Origin of the sequence: Fusibacillus kribbianus (assembly GCF_030053595.1) — a bacterium.
Lineage (GTDB): Bacteria > Bacillota > Clostridia > Lachnospirales > Lachnospiraceae > Lientehia > Lientehia kribbiana.
The window spans coordinates 38056-53895 of record NZ_JASGBQ010000021.1 but is presented as its reverse complement, the minus strand read 5'-3'; the positions used below and the strand labels follow the sequence as shown (position 1 = coordinate 53895).

At 51.4% G+C, this 15840-nt stretch carries 20 protein-coding genes; 19 read left to right on the top strand and 1 reads right to left on the bottom strand.

Translation table 11 applies throughout. The features are described 5' to 3' along the window. Nucleotides 1-139: 139 nt before the first annotated feature. From QJ036_RS10710 to QJ036_RS10660, 11 genes are all read left to right on the top strand, one after another. Nucleotides 140-322 (top strand): hypothetical protein, encoded by a 183-nt coding sequence (locus QJ036_RS10710; RefSeq protein ID WP_283231378.1) that lies wholly within the window; start codon nucleotides 140-142, stop codon nucleotides 320-322. Between the two features lie 96 nt (nucleotides 323-418). Next, on the top strand, nucleotides 419-667 hold the full coding sequence (locus QJ036_RS10705; protein ID WP_283231377.1) for a hypothetical protein: 249 nt from the start codon (nucleotides 419-421) through the stop codon (nucleotides 665-667). Between the two features lie 274 nt (nucleotides 668-941). Beyond that, entirely contained in the window at nucleotides 942-1742 is an 801-nt protein-coding gene (locus QJ036_RS10700; protein WP_283231376.1) for an ATP-binding protein, read from the top strand. Between the two features lie 93 nt (nucleotides 1743-1835). After that, on the top strand, nucleotides 1836-2204 hold the full coding sequence (locus QJ036_RS10695) for a hypothetical protein (protein ID WP_283231375.1): 369 nt from the start codon (nucleotides 1836-1838) through the stop codon (nucleotides 2202-2204). A 288-nt stretch (nucleotides 2205-2492) separates the two neighbouring features. Then, entirely contained in the window at nucleotides 2493-2708 is a 216-nt protein-coding gene (locus QJ036_RS10690) for a hypothetical protein (protein ID WP_283231374.1), read from the top strand. A 115-nt stretch (nucleotides 2709-2823) separates the two neighbouring features. Continuing rightward, nucleotides 2824-3279, top strand: coding sequence for a thioredoxin-dependent thiol peroxidase (bcp, locus tag QJ036_RS10685; RefSeq protein WP_283231373.1), 456 nt, complete (start codon nucleotides 2824-2826; stop codon nucleotides 3277-3279). Next, nucleotides 3276-4025 (top strand): peroxide stress protein YaaA, encoded by a 750-nt coding sequence (yaaA, locus tag QJ036_RS10680; protein WP_283231372.1) that lies wholly within the window; start codon nucleotides 3276-3278, stop codon nucleotides 4023-4025. The genes bcp and yaaA overlap by 4 nt, the downstream gene beginning before the upstream one ends. A 172-nt stretch (nucleotides 4026-4197) precedes the next feature. Beyond that, nucleotides 4198-5322, top strand: coding sequence for a helix-turn-helix domain-containing protein (locus tag QJ036_RS10675; protein ID WP_283231371.1), 1125 nt, complete (start codon nucleotides 4198-4200; stop codon nucleotides 5320-5322). Continuing rightward, nucleotides 5315-5518 carry a PLDc N-terminal domain-containing protein gene (locus QJ036_RS10670; protein ID WP_283231370.1) on the top strand — a complete coding sequence of 68 codons (204 nt, stop codon included), beginning with the start codon at nucleotides 5315-5317 and terminating at the stop codon, nucleotides 5516-5518. The genes QJ036_RS10675 and QJ036_RS10670 overlap by 8 nt, the downstream gene beginning before the upstream one ends. 1 nt (nucleotide 5519) lies before the next feature. Continuing rightward, entirely contained in the window at nucleotides 5520-6416 is an 897-nt protein-coding gene (locus tag QJ036_RS10665) for an ABC transporter ATP-binding protein (RefSeq protein ID WP_283231369.1), read from the top strand. After that, nucleotides 6413-7174 (top strand): ABC transporter permease, encoded by a 762-nt coding sequence (locus QJ036_RS10660; RefSeq protein WP_283231368.1) that lies wholly within the window; start codon nucleotides 6413-6415, stop codon nucleotides 7172-7174. The genes QJ036_RS10665 and QJ036_RS10660 overlap by 4 nt, the downstream gene beginning before the upstream one ends. On the opposite strand, the gene QJ036_RS10655 is transcribed toward QJ036_RS10660, so the two are convergent. Further along, entirely contained in the window at nucleotides 7169-7606 is a 438-nt protein-coding gene (locus QJ036_RS10655; RefSeq protein ID WP_283231367.1) for an RrF2 family transcriptional regulator, read from the bottom strand. The genes QJ036_RS10660 and QJ036_RS10655 overlap by 6 nt on opposite strands. A gap of 473 nt (nucleotides 7607-8079) precedes the next feature. On the opposite strand from QJ036_RS10655, the gene QJ036_RS10650 reads away from it, so the two are divergent. From QJ036_RS10650 to QJ036_RS10615, 8 genes are all read left to right on the top strand, one after another. After that, nucleotides 8080-9546 (top strand): anthranilate synthase component I family protein, encoded by a 1467-nt coding sequence (locus QJ036_RS10650; protein ID WP_283231366.1) that lies wholly within the window; start codon nucleotides 8080-8082, stop codon nucleotides 9544-9546. Continuing rightward, nucleotides 9543-10112, top strand: a complete 570-nt coding sequence (locus tag QJ036_RS10645) for an anthranilate synthase component II (RefSeq protein ID WP_283231365.1) — start codon at nucleotides 9543-9545, stop codon at nucleotides 10110-10112. Before QJ036_RS10650 ends, QJ036_RS10645 begins: the two co-directional genes overlap by 4 nt. 12 nt (nucleotides 10113-10124) lie before the next feature. Further along, nucleotides 10125-11156 (top strand): anthranilate phosphoribosyltransferase, encoded by a 1032-nt coding sequence (trpD, locus tag QJ036_RS10640; RefSeq protein WP_283231364.1) that lies wholly within the window; start codon nucleotides 10125-10127, stop codon nucleotides 11154-11156. Further along, complete coding sequence (gene trpC, locus QJ036_RS10635) at nucleotides 11153-11935, top strand: indole-3-glycerol phosphate synthase TrpC (RefSeq protein WP_283231363.1); 783 nt, start codon at nucleotides 11153-11155, stop codon at nucleotides 11933-11935. Before trpD ends, trpC begins: the two co-directional genes overlap by 4 nt. Then, nucleotides 11932-12549, top strand: a complete 618-nt coding sequence (locus tag QJ036_RS10630) for a phosphoribosylanthranilate isomerase (protein ID WP_283231362.1) — start codon at nucleotides 11932-11934, stop codon at nucleotides 12547-12549. Before trpC ends, QJ036_RS10630 begins: the two co-directional genes overlap by 4 nt. Further along, on the top strand, nucleotides 12546-13736 hold the full coding sequence (gene trpB, locus QJ036_RS10625; RefSeq protein ID WP_283231361.1) for a tryptophan synthase subunit beta: 1191 nt from the start codon (nucleotides 12546-12548) through the stop codon (nucleotides 13734-13736). Before QJ036_RS10630 ends, trpB begins: the two co-directional genes overlap by 4 nt. Then, nucleotides 13729-14499, top strand: coding sequence for a tryptophan synthase subunit alpha (gene trpA, locus QJ036_RS10620; RefSeq protein WP_283231360.1), 771 nt, complete (start codon nucleotides 13729-13731; stop codon nucleotides 14497-14499). The genes trpB and trpA overlap by 8 nt, the downstream gene beginning before the upstream one ends. Before the next feature lie 197 nt (nucleotides 14500-14696). After that, the gene (locus tag QJ036_RS10615) at nucleotides 14697-15839 is read left to right on the top strand and encodes a YibE/F family protein (RefSeq protein ID WP_283231359.1); all 1143 of its coding nucleotides are present in this window, start codon (nucleotides 14697-14699) and stop codon (nucleotides 15837-15839) included. Nucleotide 15840: the final 1 nt, after the last annotated feature.

Genomic DNA, 15840 nt, shown 5'->3' with positions numbered 1-15840 from the left:
TTCCTTTCTGGCAGACAGATAACCAGCATCATCATGAATCAAATAAAGAGTTTGTGCAAGACTTACTTCCAGTCCAAGAGAAAAAATAATGGTTTGACTGGAAATAAGGAATTCATTCTACAAAATGAACAAATGACAAATGACAAATGACAGAAAAATGGTGGTGTTTTTAAGGGACAGCATTTTGGATAAAGTAGAATTAAGAAAAGGTAATAGAAAGATGAACAACAAAAACATGGGAGTAATCAAATGGGCAGATTTATTTTTTGGCTTAAGAGAAAAAAGAGAATGGAGAAGAAAAAATGTGGTCAGTGTTGTTTGATGTGTCCGTATTATCGAGAGTGCAGAAACGATGGAGAGCTATAAAAGTTTTCTCAAGGATAGAAATATATGATTTTCGGAAAAGGAGGAAGACGATATGAGTGAAGACAGAGGACATTGCCCGGATTGTGGCGGAAGTGACGGATGGCATTATAATGATTGTATATATGACGGAACAGACGGACCAGGAGGTTATTCCTCCGGTTCAAGAGGCAGCTCAGGTGGTTCAGGCGGAAAGGTTTGGCTCTTCTATATCTTTGCTCTTATTATCGGCTATGCTGTCAATGAGTTACTCGGAGTAATCTTATTAATTGGAATGGTATTCTGGCTTATCATATGTAAATAAGGATGAGATGAAGTCGACGGAGGAAGCGGTTATGAATAGAAATTCAAATGGCGTGAGTACAGGAATGGTGTTAGCATCGGGTGATATTAACCATTTTTCATCGGGTTAAAATCGCCAATTGTCATCGGATTAAAATAACCAAAAAGTCATTGCTAAGTGCCTTTTTTGTCCTAAACTGATGTTACCCAACGCATCAAAAAAAGGAGGACAATGAATGAGGAGACCATACGGGACTCCGGCTTTTCCAAGTTTGATTTTGGGGAGGGTCTGTGGGATGAATGATGTATTTTCAAGGATCAGCGCAGACATCGACTCTCTTAAGATCAATGCTTATACCAATGGACTTATGGAACTTCTTGATTCAGAAGCAATGAGTCCGGAACAGCTGGAAGCAGTAGCGCTTGTGTTTGCCCACCTGCGCAATCAAAAGGAAGAGACAATCAGAAATACGCTTCTTAAGATGAGTAGGCTTCCGTTAAAAGAACCGAAGACGTTTGACAGCTTCGATTTTAGTCTTGTCCAGGGAAAGCAGATAGAAGCATTAAGAAACCTGCCCTCTCTGACAGCAGTAAATGCGGGACGAAACCTAGCATTTATCGGACCACAGGGTGTTGGAAAAACTCATCTGGCTATGGCATATGGAAGAGAGTGCTGCATACATGGATTAAAGACTTATTTTTTGAAAGCAACCGAACTGAACCAGCGTCTGACAGATGCAGTAAAATATGGCCGCGAAAGTTCTACGATCAGTGCTTTGGTAAAGCCGTCCTGTCTGATCATCGATGAGATTGGCCGGTGTGTCTTCAACAAAGAATCTACGCGGATGTTTTTCGATATGGTGGACCGACGCTATAACAAAGAAGGTCCTAATACCATGATCTTCACAAGCAACATGAGTCCGAACAAATGGGGCGAATTCTTCGGTGAAGACTCCTCACTTCTGTGTGCCCTTGATCGAATCTTTGACGATGCAACTGTCTTCATGATGAAAGGGAACAGCTACAGAGGAAAACGTCTGGAAACAATAGCAATAGAAACCGGCAGACCCAAGCCGGGCGTAACACGAAAGGATTAAACTAATTGAATCTGATGCGTTGGTTATTTTAATCTGATGAGAATTGGTTAAATTAACCCGATGAAATATGGTTGATTTAGCCCGATGCTAACAATGGCAATTCTTTGCACACTTGGTATTTTACTTTTTATTGGCTGGATGATCGATCTGGGTACACCAAAATGTATTAAGAGCGGGTGCAACAACGATGTAAGGGAAGGAGGCGGTTACTGTTTCTTACATGATAACAGCATTTACAGGTATAAGAGCCGCACCTCGTACAGCGGAAGCTCTAAAAGCTCCGGCAGTAGTACTAAAAGCTCCGGCAGTAGTACTTCAAAGAAGAATTACAGTTCTGTTGATTCTTATGATGATGGTTACAATGCGATTTATGAGGACGATGATTACGACTGGGATCGCTACTGGAGCGATGATGACTATGCGGCAGGTGTGGATGATGCCATGGAAGATGAGGAGTGGTAAAATCCTTTTGGATGGGGTTGTACTCAACAGTCATTAACGAAAAGCTGTGGTCTGAGACACCTCCGGACAGTCAAAGCTGTAGAAACATTGATACAGATCCACAGTGCCTTTTCAAACTTTATGCCAACGGCAGAAATATTATTTGGGTTTCTGCTGACGATTATATCAAAGAGGCAGCGACATAACAGGGCCTGAAAAATGAACACATTAACCTATAAAATTCATCTATCGGCACACACCCGGGCGGCATTATAATTGTCCTATCAAAAACGAACGGGAGTGACGAATATGAAGAAATGGTTTGCTGTCATGGGGATGATTCTGGTGGCTTTTGTTATCGGATGGATGATTTTGGACAGGAACGGAAGCGGAATGCTGCAGGAGCTTTGCCGCGGAATTTCCGGATTTTTCTCATCAGTCGCCAACAGAACAGGAAAAAATTCTCTCTCCTGGCTGTCGGCGGCACTGGAATGTAATGTGGTGAGACTGTGGCAGGCTTTCTGATGGGACAAAACCCGGCTTCATTTTTCGCTTTTTTGTTGTTATACTGGTCATTTTGCATTACAATATTAAAAACAGAAGTTCTGTTTAAAACAAGGCGGACGGGAGGAACAAATTTATGCTGGAAATTGGTACACAGGCACCGGAATTTACTCTTCCGGATCAGGATGGGAAGAATCACAGCTTAAAGGATTACAGGGGGAAAAAGGTAATCTTATACTTTTACCCCAAGGACAATACCCCGGGCTGTACAAAGCAGGCCTGCGGATATTCGGTGCTGCTTCCGCAGATCGAGGAAAAAGGAGCTGTGGTGCTGGGGATCAGCCGGGATTCCGTTGCAAGCCATAAGCGGTTTGAGGAAAAGCAGAACCTGTCCATCACAATACTGTCTGATCCGGAACGCCAGGTGATCGAGGCGTACGATGTCTGGAAGGAAAAGAAAAATTACGGCAAGGTTTCCATGGGCGTCGTGCGCACTACCTATCTGATCGACGAGAACGGCGTGATCGTGATGGCCAATGACAAAGTGAAGGCTGCCGTCGATGCGGAGAATATGCTGGGGGCTCTGGAATGAAGATCATTTTATCTCCGGCGAAGAAAATGAATCGAGAGACAGACCTTCTTCCCACAGAGGGCCTGCCGGAATTTCTGGCTGAAACAGAGATCATTCTGCAGTGGCTGAAGTCTCGGTCCCACGAAGAACTGCAGACGCTGTGGGGATGCAACGACAAAATTGCGGCAGAAAACTTCGCCCGCCTGGAGGACATGGACCTCAGAACGAATCTGACACCGGCCATCCTTACTTATGAAGGGATCGTTTATCAGTATATGGCGCCTTCGGTCTTTGAAGAAAGCCAGCTTTCCTATATTCAGGACCATTTGCGGATTTTGTCAGCATTTTACGGCTGTTTAAAGCCCATGGACGGGGTCACGCCATATCGCCTGGAAATGCAGGCAAAGGCACAGATCGACGGCCATAAAAATCTCTATGAATTCTGGGGAGACCGCCTTTATCAGTCAGTCAGGGATGATGACGGCGTCATTGTCAACCTGGCTTCCAAGGAATACTCGAAATGTATCGAGAAGTATCTGCAACCGGAGGATGTATTCCTCACGGTCAGCTTTTGTGAGAAATTCGGAGGAAAGCTGGTGACGAAGGGCACCTATGCCAAGATGGCCCGGGGAGAAATGGTCCGTTTTATGGCGGAAAAGTCTGTCCGGAATGTGGAGGAACTGAAGAACTTTGACCGTCTGGGATATGTATTCCGGGAAGCACTTTCCACCGATCGGGAATATGTGTTTGAAAAGGCCGGAAAATAGTTGAAATAGAGGAGGGAGAAGTACAGGGACATTCGTTCTTTGTACTTCTCTTTTTTCCTGTTCATCGTTCAGAAAGTTTCCTGACAGTTGATTTTATTTCCTGAAGTATCGAGCCTGTCCATTGCTTTTCAGCCGGTTCTCCTGTTACAATGAAGGCAGAAGGAGGGAGAATATGAACAATCTGAATTTGTCAGAGAATCTGCTGCGCCTGCGGCGGGAACGGAAGATCACCCAGGAGGAGCTGGCCGATTTTATCGGAGTGACGAAGGCTGCCGTATCCAAGTGGGAGAACAGGCAGAGCGTGCCGGACCTGCTTTTACTGCCTCAGCTGGCCTCCTTTTTCGGCGTCACCGTGGATGAGCTTATCGGCTATGAGGCACAGATGTCAAAGGAACAGATCCGGCGCTGTTACGCAGAATTATGCAGAGATTTTGCAGAGTGTCCCTTTCAAGAGGTTCTGGAGAAAACGAGAACCCTTGTCCGCCGCTATTATTCCTGTTATCCCTTTTTGCTCCAGGTCTGCGTGCTGTATCTCAACCATTTTATGCTGGCAGGGTCGGAGGAGGCCTGCAGAGCTCTCCTTAAAGAGACGGAAGATCTGTGTGAGCGGATCATCAGGCGGTGCAGCGATGTGAGTATCTGCAGCGACGCCATTGCATTTCAGGCAATCCTTAAGATCCAGCAGGGGGAGGCGGCAAAGGCCGTGGAGATCCTGGAACCCATCACCGATCCGGGCCGGCTTTCCGATCAGAATGACGACCTTCTCATCCAGGCATATCAGCTGGCGGGAGAAACGGAAAAAGCCAGAAGTCTTGCCCAGATCCGTCTGTATATTCATTTGGTGAGTCTGGTCAGCATTGCGATCCAGTATCTGGAGCTTTTCAAAAACGAGCCGGAGCGGTGTGAGGAGACCATCCGGAGGACGGAGGGGCTCCTGGAGCTGTATCAGGGAGAAGCACTTCATCCGAATCTGGCGAGTCAGTTCCACTATCAGGCGGCTGTTGTGTATGGAGAAAACGGAAAGCAGGAGCTGGCCCTCAGGGAGCTTTCAGCATTTGCGGAAGGGGTAGAGAGGATCCTTCATGGGGATCTGATCCTCCATGGAGACCGGTATTTTGACCGGCTGGAGGAATGGATCGAAAAGCTGCCGCTGGGAGATCAGATGCCGCGGGATAAGTCCTTTATCGGACAGAATGTCCGGGCGGCTCTGGCCCATCCGGCTTTTTCAACTATAAAAGAAACCGAAGAGTATCGGAAAATTTATGAAAGAATCGTGGGAGGAGATTATCATGGCTGAACTGAAAGAAATGTTACCGTTTGTGATTCCGTTGATTGTTCTGGAGCTGGCACTGCTGGCTTACACCATCCATCATATTCTGACGCACAGCACCTATAAAAGAGGAAGCCGGGCGCTCTGGCTGGTAATCGCCATCGTCGGAATGGAATTCATCGGGCCTGTGTTATATTTTCTTCTGGGAAAAGAGGACAGCTGATATGGAGATGCTTGCACTGAACCATGTAAAGAAACGATTTGGGGAAAAACAGGTGCTTCTGGATGTGAGCTTCTGTGTGCCGGAGCATACGGTGTTTGGCTTTGTGGGACAAAACGGCGCCGGAAAGACCACCTCCATGAAGCTGATACTGGGACTTCTGGCCTGTGACGGCGGGGAGATCACCGTCGGCGGCGAGCCGGTCCGCTATGGAAATACAAGGACAAACCGGCTGATCGGTTATCTGCCGGATGTGCCGGAATTTTATCCCTATATGACGCCTGCCGAATATCTGACCTTCTGCGGGGAGATAAACGGGATGGCTTCCGGGGAAATCAAACACAGGACCAGCGAGCTTTTGAGCCTGGTAGGTCTGGAAGGAGAAAGACGGCGGATCAGGGGCTTTTCACGCGGTATGAAGCAGCGGCTCGGTATCGCGCAGGCCCTTTTCAACAGGCCGAAGCTGCTGATCTGTGACGAACCCACTTCCGCGCTGGATCCGGCGGGAAGAAAGGAGCTTCTCGATATTCTGACGGCGGCCAGGGAACAGACCACGGTACTGTTTTCTACACACATTCTTTCGGACGTGGAGCATATCTGCGATGAAATGGCATTCCTTCATGAGGGGAAAATTGCACTGCAGGGTTCTTTGGAGGAGATCCGAAGGATCCGGGAGGAGGCGGCCATGGAGTTGGAACTGGAGCGGCCGGAGGACTGCAAAGAGCTGAAAGCAGCCTTTCCGTTTCTGAAGCCCCTCGGGAGTAACGGACTTTTGCTGGAAAAATCGGAAGCGCTTCCGGAGGTGCTTCGGTTTCTGGCGGACCGGAGGCTTTCTCTGCGCCGGATGGAGCGGAGAGAAATGAGTCTGGAGGAGCTTTTTATGGAGGTGATCGGCAAATGAAGGCATTTCTCAAGAAAGAATGGATGGAGACGATACGGACCGGTCGGGGGTTTCTGCTGCTTCTTATCTTTGGCCTGTTTGGAATCATGAATCCTGCCATCGCCAGGCTGACGCCCTGGATGATGAAGGTGATGTCGGAATCTCTCAGAGACGCAGGTTTTGTCATGACGGCGGTAGAGGTGAACGCCATGACCTCCTGGAGTCAGTTTTATAAGAATATCCCTCTGGCGCTCATTATTTTTGTACTGCTCGTAAGCGGCAGCTTCACCGGAGAATATCAGAAGGGAACCTTGATCCCGGTGGTCACCAGAGGGCTTTCCCGGAGAAAGATCGTGGCCGCAAAGGCCCTGATGATCATGGGCCTGTGGACAGCCGGATATTTTCTGAGTTTTGGAATCACTTTCGCTTACAATGAGTATTTCTGGGGGAATGGAATTGCGTCCCACCTTCTTTTCGGAGCAGTCTGCTTCTGGCTGTTTGGCCTGTGGGTCCTTGGAATTCTTCTGTTCCTTTCCACAGCGGCAAGGACCGGCACCCAGGTCCTTTTCGGGACAGGAGCCGCAGCCCTGGGCATTTATGTACTGGGAATGCTTCCGGCGCCTGGCAGATGGCTTCCGGCCAGGCTTATGGACGGCATGTCCCTGCTGCAGGGACACACCGTGCCGGCGGATTATTTTAAAAACGTGATTATCGCCTGTGCCATGACTGCTCTGTTTCTTCTGTTCTCCGTACTCTGCTTCGACAGAAAACGGCTATAAACCGCAGGCGCCCGGGTCCTGCCCGGCCTGCTGGTCAAGAAGATCCTGCAGAGTGATCCCGTCCAGGTATTCGTTGATCACCCGGGAAAGGCCCTGCCAGACGGGCAGGGTGGAGCATTCGCTGCAGCGTACACATTTGTTGGGCATCTGCTCCAGGCAGGTTACCGGAGAAAGACCGCCCTCCGTCAGCCGGAGGATCTCGCCCACCGTATAGCTGTCAGGGCTTTTGGCCAGCCGGTAGCCGCCCTGAAAGCCGCGGCTTGCCTGCAGGATATCCGCTTTGTTCAGGGTAGGAATGATCTGTTCCAGATATTTTTTAGAAATGTCCTGGCGCCGTGCAATATCCTTGAGGGCGATATAACCGCCGTCCTGATGGGCTGCCAGATCGAGGAGCATACGCAGGGCATAACGTCCTTTTGTTGAAATTTTCATGGAAATCACCTCGCCGATAGATAACTCTATCATACCATGTTTCGGGTGGGGGTTCAATGGAGCAGATTTAACGGAGCGGATTTAACAGAACAGATTTTCTGGAGCTGCGTCTTGACAGGGTAAAAAAATTGTGCTATACTTCGCAGTGGTAAACCGTTGAAGCGGTGGTAACGGCGATGATGCCTTCACAGAGAGTCCGCGATGCTGAGAGTCGGGCAGGAAACAAGTCGTCAAATGGGCCGCTGAGGGTGCAGTCAAAGGCATAAACAGATGTGCCGAGTATTCTGCAACGTGTTGGCATACGTCAGTTGCCGGGGATATGCTGGTATCCTGACAAGGGCATGGCTGTCATGGCCATGAATCAAGGTGGCACCGCGGATAATGAGTTTTTATTCGTCCTTGACAGAAGAGATCATTCTGTCAGGGGCGTTTTTGTTTTTGGCAGAAGCACAATTTCGCAGGAGGAAAAGGTTATGAAGATTTTGCCGGACATAGAAGAGGTCAGAAGGATCGCCGCCTCGGGGCAGTATCGGGTCCTGCCGGTGAGCTGCGAGATCCTGGCCGATATCTGTACTCCTATGGAAGCACTGAAAATACTGAAAAATGTGTCGACCCACTGTTATATGCTGGAGTCGGCCGAACAGAAGGAAAAATGGGGGCGCTACACCTTCCTGGGCTTTGATCCGAAGCTGGAGATCACCTGTATGAATGGGGAGCTGAAGGCAGGAAGCGTCAGAATCAAAACGGAAGATCCGTCGGAGGTCCTCCGTCAGATCCTTGCCGATTACAAGAGCCCCCGTTTTCCGTATCTTCCTCCCTTTACCGGAGGGCTTGTGGGATATTTTTCCTACGATTATCTCACCTACAGCGAGCCGTCGGTCCGGAGAGAGGTACAGGATACGGAGGGATTCCGGGACGTGGATCTGATGCTTTTTGACAAGGTCATCGCCTTTGACAGCCTCAGACAGAAGATCGTCCTCATTGTCAATATGCCTCTGGATGATCCGGAGACGGCATACAACAAGGCGGTGATGGAGCTTACACAGCTTTGCAGCCTTCTGCGGAACGGGGAACAGAAGCATGAGCCTGGCGGCCATCTCACTGGTGAGGTGACACCGTTATTTGACCGGGAAACCTACTGCGCCATGGTGGAAAAGGCGAAGCACTATATCCGGGAAGGAGACATTTTCCAGATCGTCCTTTCCAATCGGCTGGAAGCTCCATTCGAGGGAAGTCTTTTAAACACCTACCGGATTTTGCGGACTGTGAACCCGTCCCCCTATATGTTTTATTTTTTCGGGACCGATGTGGAGGTGGCGGGAGCGTCGCCGGAAACGCTGGTCCGGCTGGAAAACGGAGTGCTCCACACCTTCCCGCTGGCGGGTACAAGGCCGAGGGGCAGCTCCGAGGAGGAGGATCAGGAGCTGGAGCGGGGACTCCTCGCGGACGAAAAAGAGCTAGCCGAGCACAACATGCTGGTGGACCTGGGAAGAAATGATCTGGGAAAGATCAGCCGGTTCGGCACGGTCCAGGTGGAAAAGCTGCATACGGTAGTCCGCTTTTCCCACGTGATGCACATTGGTTCCACCGTAAGAGGCGAGATCCGGGAGGATGCAGATGCCCTGGATGCAGTGGAGGCAGTCCTTCCGGCGGGAACACTTTCCGGAGCGCCGAAGCTCCGGGCCTGCCAGCTCATCGGGGAGCTGGAAAACAACAAGCGGGGAATCTACGGAGGAGCTATCGGATACATTGATTTCACCGGAAATATGGATACCTGCATTGCGATCCGCATTGCCTACAAAAAGGACGGAAAAGTATTTGTCAGGAGCGGGGCGGGCATCGTTGCCGACTCTGTTCCGGAAAAGGAATATGAGGAGTGCATCAACAAGGCGAAGGCTGTTGTCAGCGCGCTGAAGCTTGCAGAGGAGGCGGATTTATGATTTTGCTCATAGATAATTATGACAGCTTTTCCTATAATCTGTATCAGCTCATCGGCGAGCTGGAGCCGGATATCCGGGTCATACGGAACGATGAACTGACGGTGGAGGAGATAAGAAAGCTTGCGCCGGACCGGATCATTCTTTCCCCCGGCCCCGGGCGGCCCGAGGATGCGGGCGTTATCGTGGAGGCAGCAAAAAGCCTGGGAAAGGAAATTCCCATCCTGGGAGTATGCCTGGGCCATCAGGCCATCTGCGCGGCCTTTGGGGCAACGGTTACCTATGCGAAGAGGCTGATGCACGGCAAGCAGTCGCAGGTGCACTTTGACAGGGAATGCCCGCTCTTTCGCGGATGCCCGGAGACAGCCCCGGTGGCCCGGTATCATTCCCTGGCGGCGGATGCGGCTACCATTCCCGACTGTCTGAAGGTAACGGCTTCTACAGAGGACGGCGAGGTGATGGCAGTGCAGCACAGAGAATATCCCATTTACGGCGTCCAGTTCCATCCGGAATCCATCATGACACCGGACGGAAAGCAGATGCTTGCAAATTTTATCAATCTGAAGTGAGGAGATACAGCCATGATTAAGGAAGCAATTGTAAAAATCGTGAATAAACAGGATCTCACCTACGATGAGGCCTACTGTGTGATGAATGAGATCATGAACGGGGAAACCACGCCGACCCAGAACGCAGCCTTTCTTGCGGCTCTTTCCACCAAAAGTGCAAGGGCGGAGACGACAGACGAGATCGCCGGCTGTGCTGCCGCCATGAGAGCCCATGACACAAGGGTGGAGACCGATATGGATCTGTTTGAGATCGTGGGAACGGGCGGCGACAATGCCCGAAGCTTTAACATTTCCACCACCTCAGCCCTTGTCTGTGCCGCAGGCGGCATGAAGGTGGCAAAGCACGGAAACCGGGCGGCTTCCTCCCAGTGCGGTACGGCCGACTGTCTGGAGGCCCTGGGGGTCAACATCCGGCAGAGTCCGGAGAAATGCATCGAGCTTCTGAAGGAGGTGGGCATGTGCTTCTTCTTTGCTCAGGAGTATCACACCTCCATGAAATATGTGGGACCGATCCGGAAGGAGCTGGGCTTCCGCACCGTGTTCAATATCCTCGGGCCGCTCACCAACCCGGGAAGCCCCAGCATGCAGCTCCTCGGCGTCTATGATGATTACCTGGTGGAGCCTCTTGCCCAGGTCCTCATCAATCTGGGGGTGAAGCGGGGCATGGTGGTCTACGGACAGGATAAGCTGGATGAGATCTCTGTGAGCGCGCCCACTACCGTCTGCGAGTTCAAGGACGGCTGGTTTAAATCCTACGTGATCACCCCGGAGGATTTTGGCCTTGAACGGTGCGAAAAGTCAGAGCTTGTCGGCGGAACACCGGAGGAGAATGCGAAGATCACGCTGGCGATCCTGGGCGGAGAACGGGGCCATAAGCGGGACGCAGTGCTTATGAACGCCGGCGCAGCCCTTTACATCGCCGGAAAGGCGGAAACCATGAAGGACGGCGTCGCCCTTGCCGGGGAGCTGATCGATTCGGGAAAAGCCCTTGAAACCCTGAAAAAGCTCATAGAGGTCAGCAACCGCGCGGAGGTACAGGCATGACCATATTGGATCAGCTTGCCGGATACGCAAAGGAGCGGGTCCTGGAGGCAAAAAAGAAGATGTCTTTCGAGGAAATGAGAAGACAGGCCCTGGGTCTTCCGAAGGGAAGCTTTTCCTTTGAGCAGGCGTTAAAAAAGCCGGGCATGTCCTTCATCTGTGAATGCAAGAAGGCATCGCCGTCCAAAGGCCTGATCGCACCGGATTTTCCTTATCTTATCATTGCAGAGGAATACGAGGCGGCGGGGGCGGATGCCATTTCCGTACTGACGGAGCCCAAATGGTTTCTCGGAAAGGATGAATACCTGAAGGAGATCGCAGCCACTGTTTCTATTCCCTGCCTTCGAAAGGATTTTACGGTGGATGAGTATATGATCTACGAGGCAAAATGCCTTGGGGCTTCGGCAGTGCTTCTCATCTGTGCGATTCTGAGCGAAGAGCAGCTTCGGGAATACGGCAATATCTGCGATGAGCTTGGCCTGTCGGCTCTGGTGGAGGCCCACGACGAGGCAGAGGCTTTAAAGGCTCTCCGTGCGGGGGCGCGCATCATCGGCGTCAATAACCGGAACCTGAAGGATTTTACGGTGGATACGGAAAACAGCAGAAGACTCCGGGAGCTGATTCCGCCGGAGGTGCTGTTTGTGTCGGAGAGCGGTGTGAAAACCGGCGAGGATGTGAAACGCCTTCGGGAAATGGGAGCCAATGCAGTCCTCATCGGGGAAACCCTGATGAGAGCCGAAGATAAAAAGAAAAAGCTTGCAGAGCTTAAGGGGAGCCTATGACGGGGATCAAGCTCTGCGGCCTCACGAGGCTCTGTGACATGGAGGCTGCCAATGAGCTGAAACCGGAATACATCGGCTTCGTCTTTGCGGCGAAGAGCCGCCGGTATGTGACACCGGAGCAGGCGGCCGGGCTCAGGCAGGCGCTGGATCCTGCGATCCTGGCAGTCGGCGTATTTGTGAACGAAGACCCGGAGCGGGTTGCAGAGCTTTTAAACGAAGGGATCATTGATCTGGCCCAGCTCCACGGAAACGAAACGGAAACCTATATAAAACGCCTGCGGCAGCTGACCAAAAAGCCGCTTATCCAGGCTTTTTCGGTGGATTCCGCCCAGGCAGTCATGCAGGCTCAGGAAAGCACGGCGGATTATATCCTGTTGGATTCCGGCCGGGGAGGCACCGGGACAGTTTTTGACTGGGATTTTTTAAAACAGATAAAAAGGCCTTATTTCTTTGCAGGCGGACTTGATATCGGAAACGTGGCGGAAGCGGTGGAGCGGTTTCATCCCTACGCGGTGGACGTGAGCTCCGGAATCGAGACCGATGGCGTGAAGGACAGGGAGAAAATGAGGCAGTTTGTAACGATAGTACGAAGCGGGAGGAGAGAGACAAGATGACGAATCCAAAAGGACGTTTTGGCATTCACGGCGGCCAGTACATTCCGGAAACGCTGATGAATGCAGTGATCGAGCTGGAGGAAGCCTACAATCATTTTAAGGAGGACGAGGAGTTCAACCGGGAGCTTACGCAGCTCTTCAACGACTATGCCGGCAGACCCTCCAGACTTTATTATGCGGAGAAGATGACGAAGGATCTGGGCGGAGCAAAAATCTACCTCAAGAGAGAGGATTTAAACCACACCGGCGCCCACAAGATCAACAATGTGCTGGGCCAGGCCCTGCTGGCAAAGAAAATGGGAAAAACCAGGCTCATCGCGGAAACAGGAGCCGGTCAGCACGGGGTGGCCACGGCAACGGCAGCAGCCCTGATGGGCATGGAGTGCGTGGTGTTCATGGGAGAGGAGGATACCATCCGCCAGGCTCTCAATGTTTACCGTATGCGGCTTTTGGGCGCCGAGGTCATTCCGGTGAAAACGGGAACGGCTACGCTTAAGGATGCAGTTTCCGAGGCTATGCGCGAATGGACCTCCCGCATCGACGATACTCATTACTGCCTTGGCTCAGTCATGGGACCCCATCCCTTCCCGACCATTGTGCGGGATTTCCAGTCGGTCATTTCCAAGGAGATCAAGGAGCAGCTTATGGAAAAGGAGGGACGACTGCCTGACGCAGTGATCGCCTGCGTGGGCGGCGGCTCCAACGCCATCGGAAGCTTTTACCATTTTATTGAGGACGAAGGGGTAAGGCTCATCGGCTGCGAGGCTGCAGGACGGGGCATCGACACCTTTGAGACTGCCGCGACCGTCAATACAGGAAGAGTCGGCATTTTCCACGGCATGAAATCCTATTTCTGTCAGGATGAATACGGCCAGATCGCGCCGGTTTATTCTATTTCGGCTGGCCTTGATTACCCCGGCATCGGTCCGGAGCACGCCCATCTCCATGACACGGGAAGGGCGGAATACGTACCGGTCACAGACGAGGAGGCCGTGTGTGCCTTTGAATATCTGGCAAAGACAGAGGGAATCATTCCGGCCATCGAATCAGCCCATGCAGTTGCCCATGCCATGAAGATCGCGCCGAAGATGGACAAGGACCAGATTATTGTGATCACCATTTCTGGCAGAGGCGATAAGGATTGTGCAGCCATTGCCAGATACAGAGGAGGGGATATCCATGAGTAAAATAGGAAAGGCATTTGAGAACGGAAAGGCATTCATCGCCTTTATCACATGCGGAGATCCGGATCTTGAGACCACGGCTTCGGCTGTACGCGCAGCGGTGGAAAACGGTGCGGACCTCATTGAGCTGGGCATTCCCTTTTCCGATCCCACGGCGGAGGGGCCTGTGATCCAGGGGGCCAATCTCCGGGCTTTGCAGGGCGGCGTCACCACGGACAGGATTTTCGCCTTTGTTAAGGAGCTTCGCCGTGACGTGACGGTACCTATGGTCTTTATGACTTACGCCAATGTGGTGTTTTCCTACGGCGCGGAGCGGTTTATAAAAACCTGTCAGGAAATCGGGATCGATGGGCTGATCCTGCCGGATCTGCCCTTTGAGGAAAAGGAAGAATTTCTTCCGCTGTGCCGCAAATACGACGTGGATCTGATCTCCCTCATCGCACCCACCTCCGAAAACAGGATCGCCATGATCGCAAAGGAGGCGGAGGGTTTTCTGTATGTGGTCTCCAGCCTGGGAGTGACGGGAACAAGAAGCGAGATCAAAACGGATCTGGCCTCCATCATGGAGGTGGTCCGCCGGAATACGGATATTCCCTGTGCTATCGGCTTTGGAATCTCCACGCCGGAGCAGGCAAAGAACATGGCAGCCCTTTCCGACGGAGCTATTGTGGGATCGGCCATTGTCAAGCTTCTGGAGAAATACGGAAAGGAAGCTCCGCCATACGTGGGAGCCTATGTGAAATCCATGAAGGACGCCATACGGTGATTTTTTAATGAAAGAGAACGGGAGTGCTGCACAATTGTGCAGCGCTCCTTCTTTTTTTGTCCCAATTTTACAAAAAACTGATTGCAGAAGCCTTTTTCTATATTTTTCTATCTTTAATATTACCCGGATTTTCAAATGCTCTGATAGAAGGGAGGTTTTTCCCATGGTTTAATAGATACGAAAAGGATGGATAACAGATGAAGAAGATTATGGAGGCAGTCTGCACGGCAATGATTCTGTTTGTAACAGGGCTTTTGCTGTGGAGCTTCGGAAGACAGGATTTTCGGTACCAAAGGTATGAGACGGATCCCATACATTATGTGAAAGCCAGAACGGTGGAGGTTTTGGAGCAGGAGCTCACGGCAGGCAGCGCCGGCGGAGAATATGTGACCGGTTATCAGAAGCTGCGTATACAGCTTCTCGAGGGAGACAAAAAAGGGCAGGAGCTGGAGCTGGAGAATTATGTGACGGTGCAGCATCCCGTAATTGCCCGGGAGGGAAGCCGGCTGATCATCTGTGCCGATGAACCGAAAAACGCAGAGCCTTATTATACCGTATATAATTATGACCGAAGTATGGGAATCTGGCTCCTTGTCGGGGGATTTTTGCTGCTGGCAGTGCTTGTGGGAAGGAAACAGGGCCTGTTAAGCTGTGTGGGCCTTCTGTTTACCGCAGCGATGATCGTCTGCTTTCTGCTCCCCGGACTGTATCGGGGCAGCGGGATGGGAGCGGCGGCAGTCACCGTCACAGCCTCCTGTGCCGTCACCTGCTTCTGTATCGGCGGCTTTACAAAAAAGACGGGCTTCAATGTGATCAGCGCCATTCTCGGCAGCCTGTCGGCGGGAGCCGTCTACCGGCTCTGTACTTTTGTTTTAAGGCTCAATGGCTGCAGCATGGATGAGGGAGATGCACTGGTGCTCATTGCCCAGGCAGAAGGCCTCAGGCTCAACAGCGTTCTCTATTCCGGCGTGATCGTTTCGGCCATGGGGGCAGTCATGGACGTGGCTGTATCCATGGGAGCCTCTCTGGGAGAAATCGCCTCATTAAATCCGGGACTTTCCGGACGGGAGCTTTTTCGTTCCGGCATGAGGATCGGAAGGGATATGACGGGAACCATGACAAATACCCTGATTCTTGCTTTTGCAGGCAGCTCCCTTGCCACACTTTTGATCTTTATCTCTTACGGAGTACAGTATCATCAGCTTCTGTCCTCCAATTTTTTGGCACTGGAGCTTTCTCAGGGGCTTTCCGGGAGTGCGGCGGTTATTCTGACTGTACCGATCAGCGCAGCGGTAAACGCGGTCGGCTATGGTTTTTTTATAAAAAAAAGAAACTACTGAA